A 24,241-nucleotide genomic window follows, 5' to 3' on the forward strand; every position below is an offset into this window, starting at 1 on the left:
TCACCCAGTTACTTATTGTAACACGCCCGCATTTTTTCATCACATATTTTCTTGTCCGCCCATACACTGGGTGGTAGGCATCATCATGAAGGAGGAATAAATATGTTCCATAATAATCAACCGCCTTACCCACAACAACCATTTTACCCTCAGCAACAAAAACAAAGATATACAGAACAATATGAAGAACAAGAGTTACAACAGCAAGAGCAACAATATGAACAAAATCCATACGCAACACCGCAATATCAAGAAGCTGATTATCCACAAAATCCATATACAGCGCCGCAAACTCAAGAACAACAATTTCAACAAAACTCATACGACACACGTCCAAATTATGAATATCCTCAAAATCCATATGCAGCACCGCAAACTCAAGAACAACAATTTCAACAAAACTCATACGACACACGTCCAAATTATGAATATCCTCAAAATCCATATGCAGCACCGCAAAATCAGGAACTTCAATATCCACAAAATCCATATGTAACACCACAAACTCAAGAACAACAATTTCAACAAAACCCATACCCAACTCAGCCACAACAAACTCAATACCAACAACAAATGTATCAACCAAACTACGACGCACGTGTCTCACCACCTAAACCGCCAACATTAGATATTACACAACCACAAATTTTACCCCCTGGACCAACACTGGATATTACACAGCCTCAAATCTTACCACCTGGACCAATTACAGAACCAACGCAACAACAAATTCAACAAGTTGTCGGTACACAGTTTTTACCTTTAAAGAAACCTGTACTTGATTTCGTAAAACCTTGGGTAGATTACGGTTTAAATGAAGCAAAACACACATCACACAAACACGCTTTAACAGAAGTTGCGGCGATTATGTTTTTAGTTGGGAAAGGATTCAACCCGACGATTGCACATTATATTGTGGAATCTTGGGAGAAGAATGAGCAGTTTTAAGGTTATCCATTTCATTTTAAATAAAACAAAAAAAGTGTCACAAATGCGTAGGTTATAAGCATTTGTGACACTTTTTGTTTGTTATATTAAATATCATTTCAATACTGAATTACTGCAGTTACCTTTTCTTTCTAGGACCAATAATTAATTTAATCGCCGTTCTTTCTTGTTCATTAATAGTAACCTCTTGAAACGCTGGAACGAAGGCTAAATCAATACCACTTGGAGCAACAAACCCTCTTGCGATTGCAATTGCTTTAATCGCTTGATTTAAAGAACCAGCCCCAATCGCTTGAATTTCTACATTTCCACTTGTTCTTAGTACACCTGCAATTGCACCTGCCACTGAATTTGGTTTTGATTTTGAAGATACCTTTAATATATTTTCCATGTAAGTTGCTCCCTCTATTATTTAATCGCTCTTTTGTTACCGTTTAAAATATTTCAACGTATCTTTTACTACTATTCACAACAAAAGCAAACAATGCTACATATGTACATTCATTCGATACTTTTCGTCTTCTTCCTGCCTTACTATGTAAATAAAGAAGGATAACTAAAAACCTAATATAAAAACATTCAAATAAAAAGAGATTACTTTAACGATCATATCATTGCAACTGAGGATACTGGTTTTACTGTTTCAGATATAATTAATATAAGCATTCACCCTACGCTTCAATTTCCCAATAAATCCCTCTGATATTTTCACCAAATCATTAACCTTTTCTTCTTCAAAAATGGTTACATCTTCTATTCTATTACTATATTTCATCGCATTAGCACTTTATACTCCAAATCTATCACCTTATATATAAGACAAGCATAAAATACTATATGTATACAATTCATTCGCAACAGGAGGTAATATATTGGGTTCATACTATCATTCTTCAAACTCCAATAAAAAATGTTCATGTAAATCTTCTTCTAGCTCATATAAAAAATGTTCGTGCAATTCCTCTTCTAGTTCCTGTAAAAAAAGTTGTCCAGCATACGGTACTTTTTGGCAAACTGAGTTTATAACTGTTCCTTTTGGAGATCCTTTTCCATTTAATCACGTTGGCCCTATAGCAGGAGGAGTTTCTTTACTAAATCCTACTACTATACAATTTAGTCAAGCTGGTGATTATAGAGTTTCTTTCATTTCATCTATTAACACGACTTTAAATCCTGTATTTCCACATATTCCAGTCATGACTATATTTTTAAATAATAATCCACTTGCTAATAGTCAAGGTGACTTTGCTTTTCAAATGAATACTTCATCAAATAACGAATGCCTTCAACTAGTAGGCGAAACGATTATTACAGTACCGGCTAATTCAACTCTTCAACTTAAAAATAATAGTGGTTTTAATCGCCAAAGTATTATAACTTGTGATAATGGTATTAATTCAGTTGAATTAACAGTTCTAAAACTAAGTTAATAATCATCTTCACGTTCAGATGCTATTTCAGCATCTTTTTTTTAATGTTCTTTAGATTCCCATCATCCAGCATAAATTCTAGTGTACCTTTTTGTTAATCTAATAAACATGAAAAAAGCACCGAACTCTTCTACTACAAAAGTTCGGTACTTTTTATATTACAAACTTCTCATTCTTTCTTACTTCTCCACATAAACCGACTTAACAATTGTACGATTATAAGGCTGCCCTTCTTTATTCACCCCTTTTATATCTATCGTAACGTTGTATACTCCTGGTTGCTTTATGTCCTTCAAAGCACCAGTAAATGTAGTATTATTAACATTTTGTAGTTCATTGTATTCAGAGACTAGTTTCCCTTCTTTATTCACGACTCTTACTGTTATAGAAAGATTCCCTTTCATTTCAGGTGCCACAGGTGATTTTTTCAGTTTATACTCAGATTTATTCGCTTTCACCTTAGTAGGCATTTGAAGTACAAATGGCGCGCCATTCTTGTAATTGCTTACAATCAAGTATGCATCTTTCGACTGCTTCGCCATCATTTTAACTTTCCATTCTCCTACATCCATTTTATCAAATTTAAATGTTTTAATTGTCGCGCCACCAAAGAAAGATTCATCTTCACCAGTAGTTATAACACTATCCTTATTTGTATACATTTTTCCTTTTGGAGATATCATTTGTACTTCCACATCAGAAGAAGCAGTTAATATTGAAACGATTCCTTCTGTCTTTTTATCAACCGCAACAGTTTGCTCTATCCACTGATTTTGTGGCAATTCCCCTCCTAAAATGTTTTGATTTGAAGTTGTATTTAATTGTTCTATATTTTCATTTGAACTAGTGCTGGATGCTACTAAAGCTGGAACTGGTACATTTGCTGTACGTAAATATGGTTCAATTCGTGAGAAAACAGCTGACCCCTTTCGTATATTATCATGATCAAATCTGGAATCTGTAAATAAATGAGTTCCATACGGCAGCTTAGCACTCCACTCATTTACTAGTCCATCATTTGAACCGTATGATGACAAATATAATCCGCCCATTGATAACGCAGAAAATACAGGGCCCCAGCTAGTCCCAGTAACTGTATAATAACGGTTTAATTTAGCTGCTGGATTATTATCAATCGTTGAACGAAATTTTGCCATTTCACCCATTTGTAATGAATACGTACCATCATCTTTTTGACCTAATATAGAAGCAAGCCACCCTGCCCACCAACTATATGATAAATCCGCTAAATTTGATCCATGATGTGGTGTCGCAAGCGTAACAACATTTCCGACAAATCGATTTGCACCATATCCTACTAATGCAGCCTGTGTATCGATACCGCCTTTACTATGTGCTACAATATTAACTTTTTTACCGAAATGATTATATATTTCTTCTAATTTTTGTGCTAACAATTTTCCGTTATCCCACTGACTCGCTGATCCTTTCCCAGCAGCATCATATAATTGTATAAATACTGTTTGATAGCCAGCCTTCAAAGCATAATCATACATATCATTTATATCGTGATACACTGTCTTTCCATACCAACTATCAGCATTCCCATTCCTTCCTTGCACAAAGAGAATTGGAGGCTTATTCTCATCATAATTAGCAGGCTTTTGGCCTAAAAACCATTCTCCAGGTGTAAAGACTTCTTGATCTGGAAAGCCTGTTTTAAGCTCTTTTACAACTTCTGCTCGCACATTTGTGCTAATCATTGGAGCCATAATAAAAAATACAATCAGCAAGGCAACACATCTTCTCATCAATCTCATGTTACTCCCCCCACTTTTTTGAAAGAAGGTGCTCTTTGTAATATTTTTTATCTTCTCTCTTAATACTAGATAATCTTTTTACTTAAACAAGATCTTGTCTCTCTTCTCAAGAGATTACTAGTATCCCTTCTTCCTTAACACACGTTATTCTCTTTGTTTCCATCTCTTCCTTTTGAGTGAATGCTACAAAAAAGTTTCTCAACAATTGTTAACTTTACTGAATCTAATATCCCCCAATTATTATTGTTTATATAAAGCATACAAATCTTGAAAAAACTTTAGTAAAAAAACACTTTATTACCAGCCAGTTATAAAAAAAGGTAATGAAGATATGTGCTTTTATTTAATTAAATACAAACTAAACGAAATAGACGCTTATCTTGTAAGACTTTCCTACCATTAAATATTAAACTGAAATTTCCGAATATAAAATAATATTTTCAGAAACATATATTATGATAATTTTCGCAGACTTGAATTAAACTTTTAGAAGTACTAACCTATCGGTGAGCAGAAGAAAATTCTGTAAAAAGAAAGGAGAATGCTTTATGATGACCGATTTACAAAAGGAGTTTTTTAAACGATTAAAAATTCCTGCAAAAGAAATAGCATTTAATGATTTAGATGAAATTCTCTTGAAAATGGGCTTGATTCTCCCCTATGAAAATCTCGATATTATGGCTGGTACTATTAAAAACATCTCAAAAAATAACTTAGTAGAAAAGTTACTTATTCAAAAACGAGGCGGTCTTTGTTATGAATTAAACTCTTTATTGTATTACTTTTTAATGGATTGTGGATTTCAAGTATATAAAGTAGCTGGTACTGTTTATGACCTTTATGATAATAAATGGAAACCCGATGATGGTCATGTCATTATCATATTACATCATAATAATAAAGATTATGTTATAGACGCCGGTTTTGCCTCTCATCTACCTTTACATCTAGTCCCTTTTAGCGGAGAAGTCATCTCTTCTCAAACGGGTGAATACCGAATTAGCAAACGAACTACCCGAAAAGGTACACACATTTTAGAAATGAGAAAAGGAACTAACGGGGAATCTACAAATTTCTTGCAATCTGAACCTTCAGATGAATGGAAAATAGGCTATGCCTTCACTTTAGATCCAATAGATGAGAAAAAGGTGAATAACATTCAGAAAGTCATTGTAGAACATAAAGAATCTCCTTTTAATAAAGGAGCTATCACTTGTAAATTAACTGATTATGGTCACGTATCATTAACAAATAAAAATTATACAGAAACCTTTAAAGGCACCAAAAATAAACGTCCAATAGAATCAAAAGATTACGCTCGCATTCTGCGTGAATCTTTTGGAATAACGCAAGTGAAATATGTAGGAAAAACACTAGAAAGAGGTTAGTTGACTAAAAGTATTTCTTAATAAAGCAGATTCCATATTTAGAATCTGCTTTATTTTATATTTTGTTATAAAGAAATTTATTTTGCTCTTACCCTTTAATTTTCAATTATATACTCATCATCATATTTATCGTATTGGAGCCCTGACCCTATTTTTGATTCCGTAACTTGATCTCTTAAAAACGGTGCAGCTTCCATTTTGCTAGTTGCAATTTCAATTCCATATTTCTTCGTTAAATGGGCTAATTCTATTAAAAACCACTCTCTTCGTAATGTAACTGGAATATCAAATGTTCTTCTTTTCATATATAATAGCACCTCTTTTATTTTCATAGCTTAAAAATATCACTAACTTCCAATGAAACATTATAGTATATGCATGTCCATTTTAAACGTGCTATTACAAAAACAATATTTTAGTTTACATAAAATAATTATGTATTAGTAGAAAGAGGCTTGTCCGCCTCTTTCTACTCTAGAGATTTAAATTAAGAACATCTCGGTACACCAAAAGCTAAGAATAATGCTGCTACTCCTGCTGTAATCGGTACTTTCAACGTAATTACATCGTCTACCTTCGTTACTAAAAAGTAAGCATTACCTTCTTGTAATATACAATTCACTAACAATTGAAATTCCATTCAAATCTCCTCCTTTCAATCGATATACTATACTTTATGAAATCTCTTTAAAAACGTAATAGGAAATATATCTATTTTTCTTTATATACAAATAATCGTTTGTTAGTCTATTAAAAATATTAATTTTCTAAAATTTTATAAATCGTGAAATATCCAATAAATTCCTATATAATCAATAATAAAAATCTTACAAATAGAGGTATGAAAATGTTGATTTTTAGTAATATTGGTGCAACTTTATTTTTTATTGCTTTTATTCTTTTAATTTTATGTATCATTTCATTCTTTAAGAAAAATGGAAAAGCAAAACAATATGGTCGTCCTACTGTTATTCTTTTTATGATTTCAATTCTCTTAATAGGAATGGGCACTACAAAATCTGAATACCCAGTCATCGATTTTTTTGCTACTTTAAGTTTAATTTTATTTATTTTCTTCCTTATACTAGCAATCTTATCTGTAATTAAAAAGACAGGTGTAGCAAAAAAACAATTTATAATCACTGCTATTTTATTTGTCATTTTTGTTGCATTATCAAGTATTTCAGCTCCTTCTTCTGAAAAGACGACAGCAACAAATAAACAAGTCGCTTCTAATAATGCAGAGAAAAAAGATGATAAAAAGAAAGAAGCGAACGAAAACACTCAAAAACAAGAAGACGAGAAGCGTCTAGCTGATGAACAAGCCAACAAGAAGAGCAAAAACGTCTAGCTGATGAACAAGCTCGTAAACAACAAGAAGAGCAAAAACGCCAGGCTGATGAACAGGCTCATAAACCAAGAAGCGTCTAGCTGATGAACAAGCTCGTAAACAACAAGAAGAGCAAAAACGTCTAGCTGATGAACAAGCTCGTAAACAACAAGAAGAGCAAAAACGCCAGGCTGATGAACAGGCTCATAAACAACAAGAAGAGCAAAAACGCCAGGCTGATGAACAGGCTCGTAAACAACAAGAGGAACAGAAAAAAGCACAGCAAGCCCAAACACAGCCAGCTGCAGGAAATACTAGTAATGCATATTACAAAAATTGTGATGCAGTTAGAGCTGCTGGGAAAGCCCCATTATATAAGGATCAACCGGGATATAGCCGTAAACTAGATAGAGACGGCGATGGAGTTGCATGTGAAAAATAGTAATAAAAAAGAAGCTTCTAGTAAGCTTCTTTTTTACTGTTACGTATAAGATCTAATTACTCTTCCATTCTTTTAAGCCATATCTCAATTCAAAATGCCATCTTATTTTTAAATACTTGTACTATTAACCATTAACTGGGGCAATACTCCAATTAATGATTTCAATATTTTTCACCTCCACTTTCCCTTTGACAAGAACATGTGGAATTAGGTGAAACATCCCGAATCTTCTACCCTTTTCGTTTTCATCTCTGTAATATTCTTTTGTGCAGGTATTTAATTGCCTCAATTCTATATATTCATTAAAGTTGATGAGTTCTATTTCACATTCTTTTAATTCTCTATTTGGTCCACCCCAATTATGCTTTGAGTACTTGTATATTGCCATACACTGACCATTCAGTGCGCTAATAGGAATTTTATAAAATAGCTTATTTGTATGAATGTTTACTCCTATTTCCAATAATACTTTATAAATCTCATAAGGATGCAGTGGTAAAAAATGCACAACATCATTCCATAAACATTCTAATTTGGGTATTTTACGTGTTAATAAGTGTTCTCTTTGAGTATGATCTTTATATTTTTGTATATACTCACCATATAAATTTGGATATACCCTTTTCAATTCATTTAATGGGATTAAATATTCTCCTTTTAGTTCTTCTGGTACCATATGATAAACATATTCCATAAATACCCCCTATAAAAGATATACTTCCAACTACCCAAAAGCGAACTTAGATTGATAGAATATAAATTTGTATACAATCTAAATCATAATAATGCCCTGTGGATAATTTCCTACTCAAAAAATTCTTCGCCATCCGCTCTATAATGTCCTCTGTTAAATACCACTCCTATTATTCTCAAAACTGACACATTATAAGTGATTTCAATCACCACATTGTTTTTCATTTATCGCTATTCTTAATTTAGATATTACATTCAAACTTTATGGAGGCATTCATATGGAACATACATTTACTGAAACTTCTATTGTCGGTGAGATTGTTACACAATTTCCGAAAGCTAGTGATCTTTTTAAATCATATAGAATTGATTTTTGTTGTGGTGGTAATAAACCACTTATTGATGCAATTCATGAAAGAAATTTATCAGCAACAGAAGTACTTACAGAGTTAAATACGCTTTATCATAATATGAAACGATTAAATGCATCTGAAATTGATTGGAAAAGTGCTTCTTATCGTGAATTGATTGATTTTGTAATTCATAAACATCATCGTTATTTAAATGAAGAGTTACCGCAGTTAAGTCCATATGTGACTAAAGTATTACGTGTTCATGGAGCCAATCAGCCGCATTTAGCTCAAATTCATAAGCTATTTCATGAACTTAAAATGGAATTAGAACAGCATTTAATTAAAGAAGAAACAGAAGATTTCCCATTAATTTTAGAATTTGAAAAAAATCCAACTGATGAAAACTATGCAAAGTTACGTAAAGTAGTAGATGAACTAGAAAATGAGCACAATCATGCCGGAAATATTATAAAAGAACTTCGTAAAGTAACAAATGACTTTACCCCTCCAGAAGAAGCTTGTGGTACTTATCGACTTGTTTATCAACGCCTTGAAGCGTTAGAGTCTGATTTGTTTGAGCACATTCATTTAGAAAATAATATTTTATTTCCACGTGCCATTACGAGAGCATAAATAAAGTGCAGGACATGAGTATACATACTTATGTCCTGCTTTTTCATTTCACAAAAAATATCCACATCCACCTCACACAAATCCGAATTTTAACAATTTGTGAATCATTATAAAAATGTGATAAATATCACATCTCCCCCTTTCTTGATTTTCTATAATAAAAATATAATCCTTTGTTCAATATTTCACATAAAAAGGGGAAACGAAAATGAAAAAACGTTTAGTTATGATCGGAAATGGTATGGCTGGCATACGTTGTATGGAAGAAATATTAAAACATGATAGTGATTCATATGAGATTACTATTTTTGGAGATGAACCACATCCAAATTACAATCGTATTATGCTCTCTCATGTTTTACAAGGCAAAACAAATATGCAAGATATCATTATGAATGAATACAGTTGGTATGAAGAAAACGAAATAACTTTGTATACAAATGAAAAAGTTCAAAGTATTAACCGAGAAGAAAAAATTATTATGACAGAAAAGAATCGTACTCTTACATATGACAAGCTTATTCTTGCAACAGGTTCTAGTGCTTTTATTTTACCTGTTGAAGGTTCCACTCTTCCTGGTGTAACAGGATTTCGAACTATTGAAGATACACAGTTTATGATTGATACTGCTAAAGAAAAGAAAAAGGCGGTTGTCATTGGTGGTGGATTACTTGGTTTAGAAGCCGCAAGAGGTCTTATTGACTTAGGAATGGAAGTACATGTTGTTCATTTAATGCCTAGCTTAATGGAGCAACAATTAGATACGAAAGCAGCTTCTCTTCTGCGTGAAGATTTAGAAGCACAAGGCATGAAGTTTCTAATGGAAAAGAAAACTGTAAAAATTATTGGTACAGACTATGTTGAGGGCATTCAATTTGAAGATGGTGAAGTTGTAGATTGTGATTTAATCGTAATGGCTGTCGGAATACGACCAAATACGCAAATAGCAAAAGATGCTGGTTTAATTGTCAATCGCGGCATTGTAGTTAATGACTATATGCTGACAAATGATGAATCCATTTATGCAGTTGGCGAATGTGCAGAACATGATGGTATTGCATATGGACTTGTTGCCCCTCTTTATGAACAAGGTGCAATATTAGCAAAACATATAACAAATTTACAAACTGATGGATATACGGGTAGTATCGTCGGTACGCAATTAAAAGTTGCTGGTTGTGATTTATTCTCTGCAGGCCAAATTTATGAAGATGATCAAACGAAAGCAATATCCATCTTTGATGAATGTAAACGTTCCTATAAAAAAGTATTAATTCGTGACAATAAAGTCGTTGGTATCGTTTTATATGGTGACACAGCTGATGGTACACGCCTCTTTAGCATGTTAAAGAAAGAAGAAGATATACAAGAATATACACCAGCTTCCCTTCTTCACAAAGCTGGTGAAGAATGTGAACTTGATGTTGCTACAATGAGTGCGAATGACACGATTTGTGGATGTAATGGTGTTACGAAAGGTACAATCGTACATGCCATTTTAGAACAAGAATTAACGACTTTCGAAGAGGTAAAAGGCTGTACGAAAGCCGCAGGATCTTGTGGTAAATGTCGTTCGCTTGTAGAACAAGTTTTATCTCATACACTTGGAGATGCTTTTGATGCCTCAGCGCAATCTGCCGGTATGTGTGGATGTACACCTTTATCACGTGATGAAGTGGTAGCGGCGATTCATGAGAAAGGCTTAAAATCTCCAAAAGAAGTAAGAAATGTGCTTGGTTTTGCACATGAAGACGGCTGTTCAAAATGTCGCCCTGCTTTAAACTACTATTTACGTATGGCGATTCCAGAAGAATATGAAGATGATAAATCTTCCCGTTTCGTTAATGAAAGAATGAACGGTAACATCCAGCACGATGGTTCATTCTCTGTTATTCCACGTATGTACGGAGGCGTTACAACAGCAGATGATTTAATGAAAATTGCTGAAGTTGCGAAAAAGTATAATGTTCCACTTGTGAAAATTACCGGTGCAAGCCGAATTGGCTTATACGGTATTAAGAAACAAGATTTACCTAACGTATGGGCTGACTTAAATATGACTTCTGGATATGCGTATTCAAAATCTCTTCGTAATGTAAAATCATGTGTTGGCTCTCGTTTCTGCCGTTTCGGTACGAAAGATTCATTAGGACTTGGTATGCTCCTTGAACAATCATTAGAAATGGTAGATACACCTCATAAAATGAAGATGGGTGTAACGGGCTGTCCGCGTAACTGTGCGGAAGTACTTACGAAAGATTTTGGCGTTGTTTGTGTCGAAAATGGATACCAACTTTATATTGGTGGAAATGGTGGTACAGAAGTACGTGAAGCTGATTTTGTAATGATTGTCCCTACTGAAGATGATGTTCTTCGCATCGCTACAGCTTACATGCAATATTATCGTGAAACTGGTATTTACGGAGAGCGTACTGCCTACTGGACAGAACGATTAGGCTTCGATCACATAAAAGAAATACTGCAAGATGCAAATATGGTCACTAAGTTAAATGAACGTTTCCAAACGGCTCGTGACACATATAAAGAAGCTTGGGGACAAGCACTAGAAACGAAATCATTAAAAGCGATGTATGAAGTAGAAACTGTGAAATAAGGAGCTGTGATCTATATGATACAAACGAAAGAAAAAATAAAAGTTATGCGTGCAGAAGATCTTCCTATTCAAATCGGTAAAGAGGTACAAATGAAAGGTATGTCTATCGCCCTATTCCGCCTTTCAAATGGTGATATTCGAGCTGTAGAAAATCGTTGTCCTCATAAAAATGGACCGTTAGCAGAAGGAATTGTATCTGGTGAATTCGTCTTTTGTCCACTGCATGATTGGAAGATTTCATTACTAACAGGTGAAGTTCAAAAACCTGATGACGGTTGTATTCAAACGTACGTTGTAGAAATTATTGATGGCGATATTTATATAAACATGTAATTTACAAAAGGAAGCCTCCCCCTGGCTTCCTTTTAAATAAAACTAGATGAGGTGCAATTATATGAACGGATATGTATATTTAGTTGGTGGAGGACCAGGTGATGAAGGACTTATTACAAAAAAAGCGATAGATTGTTTAAAGCGTGCAGATATTGTTTTATATGACCGCTTATTAAACCCTACCTTTCTTAGCTATACAAAAGAAACATGTGAACTTATGTATTGCGGAAAAATGCCAAAGAATCATATTATGCGACAAGAAATGATTAACGCACACCTTCTTCAATTTGCGAAAGAGGGAAAAATTGTTGTCCGATTAAAAGGCGGAGATCCATCTATTTTTGGCCGTGTTGGTGAAGAAGCAGAAACTTTAGCAGCAGCAAATATTCCATATGAAATTGTACCAGGCATTACATCTAGCATCGCCGCTAGTAGCTATGCAGGTATCCCCCTCACCCACCGCAACTACAGTAATAGCGTTACTTTACTAACCGGACATGCAAAAGGTCCTTTAACCGATCATGGAAAATATAATTCATCTCACAATAGCGACACGATTGCCTACTACATGGGTATAAAAAACTTACCTACAATTTGCGAAAACTTACGACAAGCAGGAAAGAAAGAAGATACGCCAGTAGCAGTTATTGAATGGGGTACAACTGGTAAACAGCGCGTTGTCACAGGGACACTATCTACCATTGTTTCTATCGTCAAAAATGAAAATATTTCTAACCCTTCTATGACAATTGTTGGTGATGTCGTTTCCTTACGTAATCAAATTGCTTGGAAAGAACGTAAACCATTACATGGTAAAAAAGTTTTATTTACATCCGCAACAAATAAAACAAGTGTACTGAAGCAAAAGTTACAGGAAGCCGGTGCAGAAACATATCAAATACCTACTTTCAAAAAAAAAGAATATACATTAACACTTGAACAAATCAATGAAATTTTTAACGTTGATCGCCTTGTTTTTTGTTCAGCTGAAAGTGTAGAAATTTTGATGCAATCATGTAGTAAATACCAGAAAGATATTCGTTCCTTACAGGCAGAGCTGCAACACATGAACGTTGCCACTCAAGAAAAACTTATGCAATATGGCCTACTAAGTAAAGAAGCAAAGTTCTCTTCCGATACAACTGTTTATTTAGGCAGAAATATTAATCGGATTGCTTTTATTCAAGAGAAAATTGGTGCCGGCTCCTATATGATGACTCATGAGTATACAATTGATCATCGTTTCGATGAGGTCCATTCTCGTATGCTTTCTGAATTCTTATGGGATAGCATTGTATTTGAAGGACGCGCTTCTATTGATACGTTTCTAGCAGAAGTAAAACGTCTTGGCTTTATCGATATTGTTACTCTCCCATTCTCTTATACCGACGTTCCAACTTTACACTATGCAAATAAAGTCGGGTTTCATAACGTAGATCATCAATTACAAGAAACTCTTATGAAGAAAGACATGGTAAGACAATGAAAGGAATTGTATATGTTGGACACGGTAGTCGCTTGCAAGAAGGTAACGAACAATTCGTTCACTTTATTCAATCTGTTATGAAAGAACGTAACGAAAGAATTCAAAAAATAGCTTTTCTAGAACTAACGACACCTACCATTTCGGATGCAGTTACAGAAACGATACTAGAGGGAGCAACTGAAATAATGATTGTACCTGTTTTATTATTTGCAGCAGCTCACTATAAACGTGATATTCCTTTGGAGATAGCGAAAATGAAAAAGCAATATCCACATATCTCATTTTCAGTTGTACAACCTTTTAGTACGCATCCGCATATGGTTGAACTTGTAGTAAAAAGAATACGTGAAACTATGCCAATGCAAGGTAGTAGTGTTTTACTCGTAGGGAGAGGTAGTAGTGACCCCCAGCCGATACATGAGTTACAACAAATCGGAGCAGCTGTCGAACAAAAACTCAGTATACCAGTATCGTGCTCCTTTTTAACGAAAGGAACGCCCTCTTTTACTGCTGAGCTAAAGACTATAACATCAACTGCATCCCATGTATATGTCATGCCGTACCTTCTCTTTACCGGATTATTGCTTCAAAAAATTAAGTTGTATACAAAAAAATACGATCACGTGACCACTTGTAATTGCCTACAGTTTGATACATATATGAAATTAACATTGTTAGAACGAATGGAGGAATGCATATATGTATAACATGTACCCCCTTATGTTTAATCTGCAAAATAGAGTGGTCGTTATCATTGGTGGAGGTAAAATTGCATATCGAAAAGCGTCTGGTTTAAAAGATACAGGCGCTTTCGTCACCGTTATTAGCCCCGAGATTTGCGAGGAAATGAAAGAACTTCCTTATATTACTTGGAAGCAAAAAACTTTTAGTAATGATGATATTAAAGATGCTCATCTTATTTATGCAGCTACAAATCAACATGCTGTAAATATGATGGTTAAACAGGCTGCCCACGATTTCCAGTGGGTTAACGTTGTAAGTGATGGTACAGAATCATCTTTTCACACACCTGGCGTTATAAGAAATGATGAATATGTTGTCACTATTTCAACTTCTGGTAAAGATCCATCATTTACGAAGCGTTTGAAGCAAGAACTAACATCAATATTGCCTAAACTTATAAAAAAGATTTCTCGTACACATAAATTGTAATCTATTTCTTAGTTAAAATAGTAATTATCTTTGGACAAACGTTTTTTAGGGGACGTTTGTCCTTTTTGTTGTAGTTCCGTTCTTTTATTCCACAAGCAATCTACGAAGAAAATGAATGGTGCTGGCAACTTGTAAACAAGTAAATTTCATGACAAGTGCAACATTACGAGCAACTCTTTCTATTCAGTTTTTATATTGGGTATTCATTCAACCAAATTAGCGCTTGTTCATAATCATCAAAAAACTCCACGGATTCTTTTGTATTGAATTGTTGCAAATACTTCAGTATCTCTCCTTCTTCAAGAAGAAATGCAATCGCCTTGCTATGATTCAAAATAGTTTCATTGAAGAACTTCTCTTTCCATACTTTTTGAACAGAAAAATGATTTGGCGTGTATCCTTTTCTATCCACCAACAATTTGTATTTCCGCTCCTCAGAAATAAATTGCTGACAAACCTGCTCAAAGCCATTAAACCATTCATACACATCCTCTGTTTTAATCTGGCCAATTAGATGGGTAACAATCAAATCTCCCGAAAACGTTGTGCTAATATTCTGTTTACTCAATTTAGAATCATCTCCCTTAAATACAATTATGAGGAAAAACCGCATAAAATCAATAAAGATAAAATTCTTACTTGACACTCCCGCCCCATCGCTATCATCCTAAGCTCATGTAACCTTAATTATAAGCGAGATTGCGTCTTTTTTCGCAAACCTATATGTAAATGCTTTAAAGATTTGTATACGAAATAAACCTTAATGAGTTTCCTTTTTTGAATTAAGCCGCTTAATTATCAGACATGATACAATTGTAAACGACACCTAATATATCAAAGACTGTTTTTTCTCATATCGATCCCCTTCCATCACTCGCCACCTCAAATCTATTCGTTTTTGCACGTATATTCAAAACAAAATATATGACAAATAAATAACGACAGTTACTGTAATAATGCTGAAAAGTGTTGAAAATAAAACGATTTGTGCATGTAGTTCAGGCTCTATTTGATACTCCATAGCAATGGTTGATGTATTTCTTGAAGTAGGAAAAGAACTTGCAATAAATAATGATTGTGCCACAATACCATCAATGTTTAGTAGGTATATCATAGCAAATGCTACTAATGGTCCCATCAGTAACCTTCCAATTAAAGCCCATGTTATAACTCGATGGAAAAAATTAAGCTTAATGTTGGATAATTGTGCCCCTAGCAATATGAGTGCTATTGCAACAAAACCATTCGCAAGCTGATTAAGAGGTAGCAAGATAGAATTAGGTAATTGAATTGTAAAAGATTGAAAGAGAATTCCTAATACGAGCGCATGAAATACAGGCAGTCTTAGAAATGATTGAATAATACCTCCGATTGTTTTTGTTGCTGATAGTAAGTTATATATCCCATATGAATAAGTTAAAAGATTCTGGAAAATAACAATAAAAAATTTGAATGGAAACCCCCACTGGATTTTGACTGAAAATCAATTGACTTACTGGTAATCCATAATTACCGGAATTCATTAACGAAATGCTATTTTTTAGAGCTGCACTTTCTCCTTTTTCTAACTTTAATATTTTTGAAATGAAATGACTTACTATGATCAGACTCAGACTATAAAGCATTAAATAGTATATTATTTGGAACAACAAATCTATTTCTATACGAATGTCATATATATTCACAAATACAGCCGCTGGCATCAAGCAATAAGTAATAAGTGTAGATAGCTGCTTTAAGTTAAATTGAAACTTTCTTTGTAAGATTGCACCAATTAGCATCAATATTAATATTGGTAATATCACGTCTAATATAATAAAAACAAACATGTAAAACCTCATTCCAAATATATTATAGTTGGATTAAACTCTTTACTAAATATGGACCACATTTAATTCATCGGAAAACATTCTTAGTTCTCAATAATAGGAAAATATGCATCAAAAATTCTTATTTCCCTCCCCTCGCTTTTCTTTAACATATCAAATATGACTTATAAAGAAAATTATGGATTGTTTATACAAATTCATAATTTTATCTTATCAACCTAAACGGTATTTTTTATTTTAAGTATTCTTTTTCAAAATATCCATTAGCCTTACCAAAAAATCTGGCCCTAAAAAAATCTATTAATGCAGTTACTATGCGAAGAATACTTACATCAATTCCATACTTGTCGCTTAAACCACCTAACATACCTGATACTTGTTTATCTTGAGTGGACTTATATTTTTTTCATTTAAACACGCCGATTCAATTAAATATTTGCATTCTAAAAATGAGTTCGATCTTTAGAATAGATTTAAGATTTCCTTAACTAATCTGCCCTTTAGTTGAATAACTTTTGACATCTATATTTTAAAATAAAATCCCATAAATCTTCTGTGTTTCATTTTAAAACCACATTATTTATAAAAACAAACATTTGTTGGGATATCAATAGAAAACATGTTGAAGCCTATTACTAAAAGAACCATCCCAAAATGCTTTGGGACGGTTCTTTTTCCTTATAAATGATTCTTTAACATCACTAAGAGTTTCTCTTGGCTATACATCCATACTGTTATAATTAAACAAGCAAGTGCGACTTCTGATAATGCCATAAATCCAATTGCGTAATGACCTGTTAGTTGGAACAGTAATGTTAAAATTAGGGGCGGGAAGAACCCTCCTAGTCCGCCTAAAGCTGAAACGAGTCCATTTACAATACCAGCTTGTTCTGAGAAGTACATTGGAACGAGTTTGAAGATTGTACCATTACCGATACCTGCACAAAATGCTACAAGTAGGCAACCAAATGTATATACGTTCATGCTTGGCATAAATGATAAAATAATACCTGAAAGTGTTAAACCGATAAATACGAAGATTAATATTTTAAATGGATTAAACTTATCACCGAGCCAACCACCAATCGGACGCATAATTGTTGCGAGTACGATGAATCCGGCTGTCCGCATACCTGCATCTACTTTCTCTAATCCGAAATGAGATACTAAAAAGTTTGGTAAGTATACTGTAAATGCAACAAATGATCCGAAAGTTAAAAAGTAAAAGATACATAAAAACCAAAGTTTCTCATTTTTATATACACCTTTTATTTGTTCCATTAGTGGTGTATTCACTTTTTTCTCTTTACGATCACCTAATAAAAAGTTCATAAGTGCAAACGCTGCAAGTAAAACTAAATAACATTGTACTGTCGTTCTCCAGCCAACTGAAGTTGCGATAACAGGCGCTAAAAATGAAGTAATTGCTGTTCCAGCGTTACCGATACCGTAAATACCATTTACAAAACCGTGACTCTCTTTTGGAAAGTATTTTGGTAAAGAAGTTACTCCTACAGAGAATACAGCACCACCGATTCCTACAAATAATCCACCAATAATTAAATCCATCATAGAATTGGCAACACTAATATAAAAAACAGGAAATAATAATAGAATAAAACTAATAAAGAATAATTTTCTTGCTCCGAAACGATTTGTCCAATAACCAATTGGAATGCGAAGAACAGAACCTAAAATAACTGGTACTGCTGTTACCATAGAAATTTGTCCCGCGGTTAATGGGATATCCACTTTAATATAGGGCATTAATGATGATAAAATAACCCACACCATAAAACCGATAATTAGATTAGAAGTTTGTAGACTTAATTGAAAATTAGGACTTTTCACCCTGTTCCCTCCTATGTATACGTAGTTATATTCATTCCCTCCAGCCTAATCACGTTCTTACATGATTAGGCTGAAAAGAATCAACCACCACTTACTGGCGGAATCATTGCTACGATATCGCCAGTTTGAATGATGTCATTCTCATTTGCGTATTCTTCATTTATCGCGACCATAATCTCGTTTGAAATTGCTACATTATATTCCTTAATCAGAACTTCCTTCAGCTTCGCAACTGTAATATTTTCACAATCTATGTGTAATGCTGGCTTACTTACTTCTTCTTGTAAATGTGCAAATAATAGTACTTCAATCATATACTCATCTCCTTTCCAGGCTCACCATTTGCATATGTTACCTTCTCTAACTGATCACCTATCCATGACTCACCATCTTCCCAAAACTCTTTCTTCCAAATTGGAACAATTTGTTTAATACGCTCCATAATATATTCGTTCGCCTCATATGCAGCTTTCCGGTGTGGTGTAGAAACAGCAACGACAACAGTAAGATCAGTAATTTGTAATGTACCAATGCGATGTGTAATAGCGACATATGTCCCCGGCCACTTCTCTCCTACTTCAGTGCCAATTCTCTCAAGCTGTTTCTCCGCCATTGTCTTATAAGCTACATACTCTAAACAAAGTGTACGTCGACCTTTCGTAAATTCTCTAACAGTACCAATAAAAGTAGTAACCGCACCACACTCACGACGAATTACTTTGTTTGTAACTTCTTCAATTGAAATAGATGTATCAATTACTTCATAATACGTATGTGTCATCTTGCACCTCTGATCCTTATATAAGTTAGCAATCTCTTTTTCTATTACTTGTATGATCGAAGCGGCTCTTCCCACGGCCACTCACTTCCGACGTTCGATTCTAATAACAGTACCGAAACGGTTATTCCTGTTTCAAATCCTCTCGTTCCTCCCGGCAGAACGATAAATGCATTCGCTTCTGCAAGTGAAGAAATTGCGCTAGATTTATCTAAACCGACTGGTGTAACTTGCAATTGCCCATCTACAATTTCTACTCTCCCTCTTACAAAACGAGTAAACGGATTTGCTTTCGAAAAGTCTTTCTGTAAAATTGCCTCTGCACGATATATGTGCGGATCTTTCCTATGCAAGTATGTTCCAATGACAGGTCGAACATACAATTCACATCCGACATAACAAGCAGAAGGATTACCAGATAGACCAAATAATAGTTTTCCCTCTAACTCAGCTACAGTTGTCACACTTCCTGGTCGCATCGCTATTTTGTTAAAAAGTACATTAGCGTGTAATCTCTCATAAATAGCAGGCAAATAGTCATAGTCTCCTACTGAAACGCCACCAGTCGTAATTAAAATATCAACTTCTTTATCGCTTTTTTTACAGTGTTGTAACACGTCTCAAAATCGTCAACGAATTGTCCATAATACCGTACAACTCCGCCCGCTCGTTCAATTTGCGCAGCTATCATATAGGAGTTACTATTTCGAATCTTCCCTGTTTTTAATTGTTCATGTACTTCAAGCAGTTCACTTCCTGTCGTTACAATTCCAATAATCGGCTGTTTTACAACATGTACGGAACTATAACTAAACGTAGCAAGAAGCGCTGCTACTCCCGGATTAATAACAGTCCCCTTTTTCACAAGGATGGTATTTTGTTTTACATCTTCTCCTTTAAAAGAAATGTTATCACCGGCAGCGTAACAGCGTTTTAATGTCATATAAGTCTTTTCGTTTTTTCAATTCCTTCCGTTAGTTCTAACATAACAACCGCATTACACCCTCTCGGAATTGCGGCTCCTGTCATAATACGGACAGCTTGAAATGCTTTCACTTCTTCTGTAAAAACAAAACCTGCTCCAATTTCGCCAACCACTTCAAAGCAAATAGGATTACTGCTACTGGCTTCTTTTGTATCTTCTGCTCGAATCGCAAATCCGTCGTATGGAGAGCGATTGAAATGCGGGACATCATGATCTGCAATAACATCTTCTCCAAGTGTTCTACCGTAGCTTTCTATAAGAGAAACCTTTTCTATTTCACCTTGGTAAGCATATTCCATTACACGTGCAACTGCTTCTGCCACTGGAATTGGTATACGTTTTTCTAACATTCTTTTTCACCTCGTTTTAATAAGGAGCAACTCTCTTTCTGTTCATCCTATATATTTTGCGTATAATCGTTTTGCTATTTTCACATCATTTGTCCCATGAATAAATGCCCTACCATCTGTAAATAAAACGAAACGATATTCATCAATTAGAAATGATAGCAAGTACGGCGTTTTTTGGACATGTACACTTTTATGTAATCGTTTTTGAATTTCGTTTAAATTTAGAACTCCCTTTATTCCTGGACGGATTTGAACTGTATTCCGCCCGCATAACACTTCAGTTTTCATCTGCGCTTCAAATGTTAAACTTGGATACGTTCGTGATTTCCCACAAGATGGACATGTACTTTTTTTCTGTCTATTTACTTTTAATGAGAGATATTGATTGTTCCAAATATCAAATGATAGTATTGTTCCTCGCAACGCATCGAAATCATCCACCAATATTTTCATCGCCTCTGTCACTTGGTGAGCAACAACCATCTGTACAGCCGGCTGAATAATTCCGGCTGTATCGCATGTTGCACCACCCATCGGATGATCCATTAGGCAGCGAAAGCATGGTGTTTTCCCTGGAAGAATTGTATACGTTACACCGTAACTTCCAATGCATCCACCGTATATCCAAGGTATATTCTCTTTTTGCGAAATATCATTTATAAGTAGGCGCGTATCAAAGTTATCAGTCGCATCTAATATGAGATCCACTTCTTTTGTTAACTCTTCTATTTCTTGCATTGTGACATCCGTTGCAACTGGTTCAATTTCCACTTCAGAATTAATCTTTCTTAAATGTTCTGCCGATGCAATTGCTTTTAGTTTGCATTGCTTTGCATCTTCTTCTGTGTATAACTGTTGCCGCTGTAAATTACTCCATTCGACATAGTCACGATCGGCAATTGTCAATTTCCCAATTCCCATCCTAACGAGCGCTTCTGCATTCGCAGCGCCTAGTGCACCCGCACCGATTAGGAGCACTTGCTTTTCTCTTATTTTTCTTTGTCCCATTTCACCTATTCCAGAAAACAATACTTGTCTTGAATATCGCTCTTGCATAGGAAAACCTCCTTTCACTATCCGCCAATGTAAGACATTTCAACTTTTTGACGTTTATTTGTGCTTTCCGCCGTTCTTTCATCTGAATATCGATCTGTTCTAAACTCCCATGTATGTTTGAGAATTTGTAGTAGTGAAGCATCCGAAATATTTTCTCTAAGAAGCGTTCGTAAGTCCGTTCCTTTCGTTCCAAATAGACACGTAAAAAACTTGCCGTCTGCCGAAATACGGGCTCTCGTACAAGAAGAACAAAATGACTCAGAAACAGAAGTAATAAATCCAATCTCTGCATTACTTCCTACATATCGATACAATTTCGCAACCTCTCCAAAATAACGAGGTTTAACAGGTTCAATCGGATATACACGATTAATCTTCTCTATTAATTGTTCCTTCGTAATAACTTGTTCAAAGTTCCAGCCGTTCGTACTTCCTACATCCATAAACTCTATAAAACGGAGCTGAATTTCTTGTTCTTTAAAATAACGAGCCATATGAAGAATTTGACTATCATTCATCCCTTTTTTTACGACCATATTTACCTTTACTTCTAATCCAGCAGCCTTTGCTTCTTCAATTCCTTTTAATACTGGTTTTGTGCTTACATTTCGTCCATTAATTTTTTGGAAGACATAATCCTCTATCGCATCTAAACTAATATTTACACGTTTTAATCCCGCTTCTTTTAACGCCTTTGCTTGTTTTGCTAAATGAATACCGTTTGTTGTGAGCCCAATATCTTTTATGCCTTCTAGCTTTGCAAGTCTTTCAATTAATTTCGGTAAGTCTTTACGCAATAACGGTTCGCCGCCAGTAAGCCTAATTTTGTTGACTCCCATACTTATAAATAATCTTGCTAATCTTTCTATTTCATCGAACGTTAATAAAAACTCTTCCTGTAAAAAAGCATAATCAGCTCCGAACACTTCAGCAGGCATACAGTATGTGCACCTAAAATTACAACGATCAATAACCGAAATACGTAAATCTTGAAGTGGCCGCTTTAAAGAATCTTTCATTTTCTCGTGCATCTATATCCCTTCTTTTCTACCGCAATCCTTAGTAAGCTTTCAATTTTTTTATTTGTCTTCATTATAAAAAAGAAGCGACATATTCAATGTGACTTTTCTCACATTACTTTCCCCATTCAAAAATTCTTCACAAATCCGTTCGAATTTTGTTCACATCTTCATCCCCTATTCCTTACGGTCATTGAAATTTAACTTTATTTTTGAAATAGCTCTTGCATTTTCAGCATATTTACACTCAAAATAGGAATTGTATTGCTTATATGAAGAAAGGTGATTGCTGTGACAAACAGTATGAAATTATCTCAAGATTTAAAGGAATTACTTGCATCTGTTGAATATAAAATGCAAATAAAAAAAGGTAGTTTTATTTTCCAAGAAGGTATGGAGGCGACAGAACTCTATATCATCCACTCCGGAAAAGTACAAATTAGTAAACTAAGTGCTGATGGACAAGAATTGACACTTCGTATTTGTTCGGAATATGACATTATTGGAGAATTAACATTGTTCACGGACAATGCGAAGTATTTATTAAATTCAAAATGCCTTGAAGATGTTGAAGTAGGCGTTATAAAGCGTGAAGCGTTAGAAAAAGCATTACTCCAAAAACCAGCTCTTGTATTTGAATTTATGAAATGGATTAGTGAACATTTAAGAAGAATGCAAACGAAGTTCCGAGATTTAGTATTACACGGCAAAAAAGGTGCCCTATATTCTACTCTTATACGAATGACAAATAGTTACGGTGTATTAAAAGAAAATGGTATTCTCATAGATTTACCATTAACGAATCAAGAACTTGCTAATTTCTGTGCAACTTCACGGGAAAGTGTAAATCGAATGTTAAATGAACTAAAAAAGCAAGGTACAATTTCTATTCATAAAGGAAAGATTACAATTCATGATTTACAATTTTTAAAACGTGAAATTGCTTGTGAAGATTGCTCTGCCTCTGTTTGTAGTATTGATTAGCGTCTTATTTAGGTACTTATACTTATAAAGAAAGCCGAGGTCTCCAATTAGATCTCGGCTTTCTTTATAAATTACTAAACATGTATACCAAAACTATTTTTTCAATCCATTAGGAATACGTCTTCTGTAAATTACATAACTACGGCTTACATATTTAATTGGGGCACTAAATACATGTACCAGTCTAGTGAATGGCCATACTGCGAAAAGCCCCATTCCTGCAAGAATATGAATTTTAAACCACACTGGTACTTCCATCATATAATCAACTTTCGGTTGGAAAATGAAGAGGCTTCGGAACCATGGACCGATCGTTGTACGATAATCAAATCCTTTTGAATCGATGTTTAAAAATGTTGAAGAAAGTCCTGCTAGCATTACGATCAGTAATAAAACAAGCGCAATATAATCTCCCTTTGTACTCGTTGCAATGATGCGTTTTACTGTTACGCGGCGGTACGTTAATATAATTAAACCGATGATAGAAGCAACACCTGCCGGAAGCCCGAAACTAATTGCCATTATGTGATACGTATGCTCAGAAATACCTATTGAACGGTATACAGCTTCTGGAATTAATATCCCCATAACATGACCGCCAATTACGAACATAATCCCAAAGTGGAATAATAGACTTCCGATTCGGAGCATTTTCTTTTCTAATAGTTCACTAGATTTTGATGTCCATCCAAATTGATCATAGTTGTATCTAAAAATATGTCCACCGATAAAGATTGCAAAAATGATATAGGGAAACAACACCCATAGAAATTGATCCATCATTT

Annotated in this window: 22 protein-coding genes and 4 pseudogenes; 11 read left to right on the forward strand and 15 right to left on the reverse strand. The window is 34.5% G+C overall.

The genetic code is table 11. The annotated features are described in order from the left end of the window. The first annotated feature begins 102 nt into the window (after positions 1-102). Positions 103-948, forward strand: a complete 846-nt coding sequence (locus DN390_RS14585; RefSeq protein WP_147807665.1) for a hypothetical protein — start codon at positions 103-105, stop codon at positions 946-948. A 118-nt stretch (positions 949-1,066) separates the two neighbouring features. Here the strand turns inward: DN390_RS14585 and spoVS are convergent, their stop codons facing one another. After that, positions 1,067-1,339 (reverse strand): stage V sporulation protein SpoVS, encoded by a 273-nt coding sequence (gene spoVS, locus DN390_RS14590; RefSeq protein WP_060630630.1) that lies wholly within the window; start codon positions 1,337-1,339, stop codon positions 1,067-1,069. A gap of 481 nt (positions 1,340-1,820) precedes the next feature. Here spoVS and DN390_RS14595 point away from each other — a divergent pair, with 481 nt between their 5' ends. Continuing rightward, the gene (locus DN390_RS14595) at positions 1,821-2,378 is read left to right on the forward strand and encodes a preprotein translocase (RefSeq protein WP_098264246.1); all 558 of its coding nucleotides are present in this window, start codon (positions 1,821-1,823) and stop codon (positions 2,376-2,378) included. A gap of 179 nt (positions 2,379-2,557) precedes the next feature. Here the strand turns inward: DN390_RS14595 and DN390_RS14600 are convergent, their stop codons facing one another. Then, positions 2,558-4,159, reverse strand: coding sequence for an esterase/lipase family protein (locus tag DN390_RS14600; RefSeq protein WP_147807666.1), 1,602 nt, complete (start codon positions 4,157-4,159; stop codon positions 2,558-2,560). A gap of 548 nt (positions 4,160-4,707) precedes the next feature. Between DN390_RS14600 and DN390_RS14605 the strand changes: the two genes are divergently transcribed. Next, positions 4,708-5,547, forward strand: a complete 840-nt coding sequence (locus DN390_RS14605) for an arylamine N-acetyltransferase family protein (protein WP_147807667.1) — start codon at positions 4,708-4,710, stop codon at positions 5,545-5,547. Between the two features lie 95 nt (positions 5,548-5,642). On the opposite strand, the gene DN390_RS14610 is transcribed toward DN390_RS14605, so the two are convergent. Both DN390_RS14610 and exsG read right to left on the reverse strand, forming a co-directional pair. Then, complete coding sequence (locus DN390_RS14610) at positions 5,643-5,852, reverse strand: hypothetical protein (protein WP_000830253.1); 210 nt, start codon at positions 5,850-5,852, stop codon at positions 5,643-5,645. A 182-nt stretch (positions 5,853-6,034) separates the two neighbouring features. Further along, a complete protein-coding gene (gene exsG, locus DN390_RS14615) occupies positions 6,035-6,187 on the reverse strand; it encodes an exosporium protein ExsG (RefSeq protein ID WP_000395673.1) in 153 nt (50 codons plus the stop codon). A gap of 207 nt (positions 6,188-6,394) precedes the next feature. Between exsG and DN390_RS14620 the strand changes: the two are divergent. Beyond that, positions 6,395-7,319, forward strand: a pseudogene (locus DN390_RS14620) (excalibur calcium-binding domain-containing protein). Positions 7,320-7,443: 124 nt separating this feature from the next. Here DN390_RS14620 and DN390_RS14625 read toward each other — a convergent pair. Next, on the reverse strand, positions 7,444-8,013 hold the full coding sequence (locus tag DN390_RS14625) for a group-specific protein (RefSeq protein ID WP_147807668.1): 570 nt from the start codon (positions 8,011-8,013) through the stop codon (positions 7,444-7,446). A gap of 277 nt (positions 8,014-8,290) precedes the next feature. Between DN390_RS14625 and ric the strand changes: the two genes are divergently transcribed. From ric to DN390_RS14655, 6 genes are all read left to right on the forward strand, one after another. Continuing rightward, positions 8,291-8,998, forward strand: a complete 708-nt coding sequence (gene ric / locus DN390_RS14630) for an iron-sulfur cluster repair di-iron protein (RefSeq protein ID WP_147807669.1) — start codon at positions 8,291-8,293, stop codon at positions 8,996-8,998. A 208-nt stretch (positions 8,999-9,206) separates the two neighbouring features. Continuing rightward, entirely contained in the window at positions 9,207-11,612 is a 2,406-nt protein-coding gene (nirB, locus tag DN390_RS14635; protein WP_147807670.1) for an NADPH-nitrite reductase large subunit, read from the forward strand. Positions 11,613-11,627: 15 nt separating this feature from the next. After that, positions 11,628-11,945 (forward strand): nitrite reductase small subunit NirD, encoded by a 318-nt coding sequence (gene nirD / locus DN390_RS14640; protein ID WP_147807671.1) that lies wholly within the window; start codon positions 11,628-11,630, stop codon positions 11,943-11,945. 61 nt (positions 11,946-12,006) lie between these two features. Further along, entirely contained in the window at positions 12,007-13,431 is a 1,425-nt protein-coding gene (locus DN390_RS14645) for a uroporphyrin-III C-methyltransferase (protein WP_147807672.1), read from the forward strand. Further along, positions 13,428-14,138 (forward strand): sirohydrochlorin chelatase, encoded by a 711-nt coding sequence (locus DN390_RS14650; protein WP_147807673.1) that lies wholly within the window; start codon positions 13,428-13,430, stop codon positions 14,136-14,138. The genes DN390_RS14645 and DN390_RS14650 overlap by 4 nt, the downstream gene beginning before the upstream one ends. Then, positions 14,131-14,604 (forward strand): precorrin-2 dehydrogenase, encoded by a 474-nt coding sequence (locus DN390_RS14655; RefSeq protein ID WP_147807674.1) that lies wholly within the window; start codon positions 14,131-14,133, stop codon positions 14,602-14,604. The genes DN390_RS14650 and DN390_RS14655 overlap by 8 nt, the downstream gene beginning before the upstream one ends. A gap of 190 nt (positions 14,605-14,794) precedes the next feature. Here DN390_RS14655 and DN390_RS14660 read toward each other — a convergent pair whose 3' ends face one another. From DN390_RS14660 to moaA, 9 genes and pseudogenes are all read right to left on the reverse strand, one after another. Next, on the reverse strand, positions 14,795-15,217 hold the full coding sequence (locus DN390_RS14660) for an STAS/SEC14 domain-containing protein (RefSeq protein WP_255443987.1): 423 nt from the start codon (positions 15,215-15,217) through the stop codon (positions 14,795-14,797). Positions 15,218-15,514: 297 nt separating this feature from the next. Further along, positions 15,515-16,433 (reverse strand): annotated as a pseudogene (locus DN390_RS14665) (AEC family transporter). 277 nt (positions 16,434-16,710) lie between these two features. After that, a pseudogene (locus DN390_RS14670) lies at positions 16,711-16,800 on the reverse strand (hypothetical protein); the annotation flags it as partial. Between the two features lie 311 nt (positions 16,801-17,111). After that, a complete protein-coding gene (gene narK, locus DN390_RS14675) occupies positions 17,112-18,284 on the reverse strand; it encodes a nitrate transporter NarK (RefSeq protein WP_147807677.1) in 1,173 nt (390 codons plus the stop codon). A gap of 80 nt (positions 18,285-18,364) precedes the next feature. After that, positions 18,365-18,598: a molybdopterin converting factor subunit 1 gene (moaD, locus tag DN390_RS14680; protein WP_147807678.1), complete on the reverse strand. Its 234-nt coding sequence runs from the start codon at positions 18,596-18,598 to the stop codon at positions 18,365-18,367. Further along, the gene (locus DN390_RS14685; protein WP_147807679.1) at positions 18,595-19,065 is read right to left on the reverse strand and encodes a molybdenum cofactor biosynthesis protein MoaE; all 471 of its coding nucleotides are present in this window, start codon (positions 19,063-19,065) and stop codon (positions 18,595-18,597) included. Before DN390_RS14685 ends, moaD begins: the two co-directional genes overlap by 4 nt. Before the next feature lie 44 nt (positions 19,066-19,109). After that, a pseudogene (locus tag DN390_RS14690) lies at positions 19,110-20,397 on the reverse strand (molybdopterin molybdotransferase MoeA). Positions 20,398-20,439: 42 nt separating this feature from the next. Further along, on the reverse strand, positions 20,440-21,453 hold the full coding sequence (locus DN390_RS14695; protein ID WP_147807680.1) for a molybdopterin-synthase adenylyltransferase MoeB: 1,014 nt from the start codon (positions 21,451-21,453) through the stop codon (positions 20,440-20,442). Between the two features lie 17 nt (positions 21,454-21,470). Continuing rightward, positions 21,471-22,484: a GTP 3',8-cyclase MoaA gene (moaA, locus tag DN390_RS14700; RefSeq protein ID WP_147807681.1), complete on the reverse strand. Its 1,014-nt coding sequence runs from the start codon at positions 22,482-22,484 to the stop codon at positions 21,471-21,473. A gap of 279 nt (positions 22,485-22,763) precedes the next feature. Here moaA and DN390_RS14705 point away from each other — a divergent pair, with 279 nt between their 5' ends. Beyond that, complete coding sequence (locus DN390_RS14705; protein ID WP_000185189.1) at positions 22,764-23,456, forward strand: Crp/Fnr family transcriptional regulator; 693 nt, start codon at positions 22,764-22,766, stop codon at positions 23,454-23,456. Positions 23,457-23,549: 93 nt separating this feature from the next. Here DN390_RS14705 and narI read toward each other — a convergent pair whose 3' ends face one another. Further along, positions 23,550-24,239, reverse strand: a complete 690-nt coding sequence (narI, locus tag DN390_RS14710) for a respiratory nitrate reductase subunit gamma (protein ID WP_029439483.1) — start codon at positions 24,237-24,239, stop codon at positions 23,550-23,552. Between the last annotated feature and the right edge of the window lie 2 nt (positions 24,240-24,241).

It is taken from the genome of Bacillus sp. SH7-1 (assembly GCF_008042405.1).
GTDB classification, from domain to species: domain Bacteria; phylum Bacillota; class Bacilli; order Bacillales; family Bacillaceae_G; genus Bacillus_A; species Bacillus_A thuringiensis_N.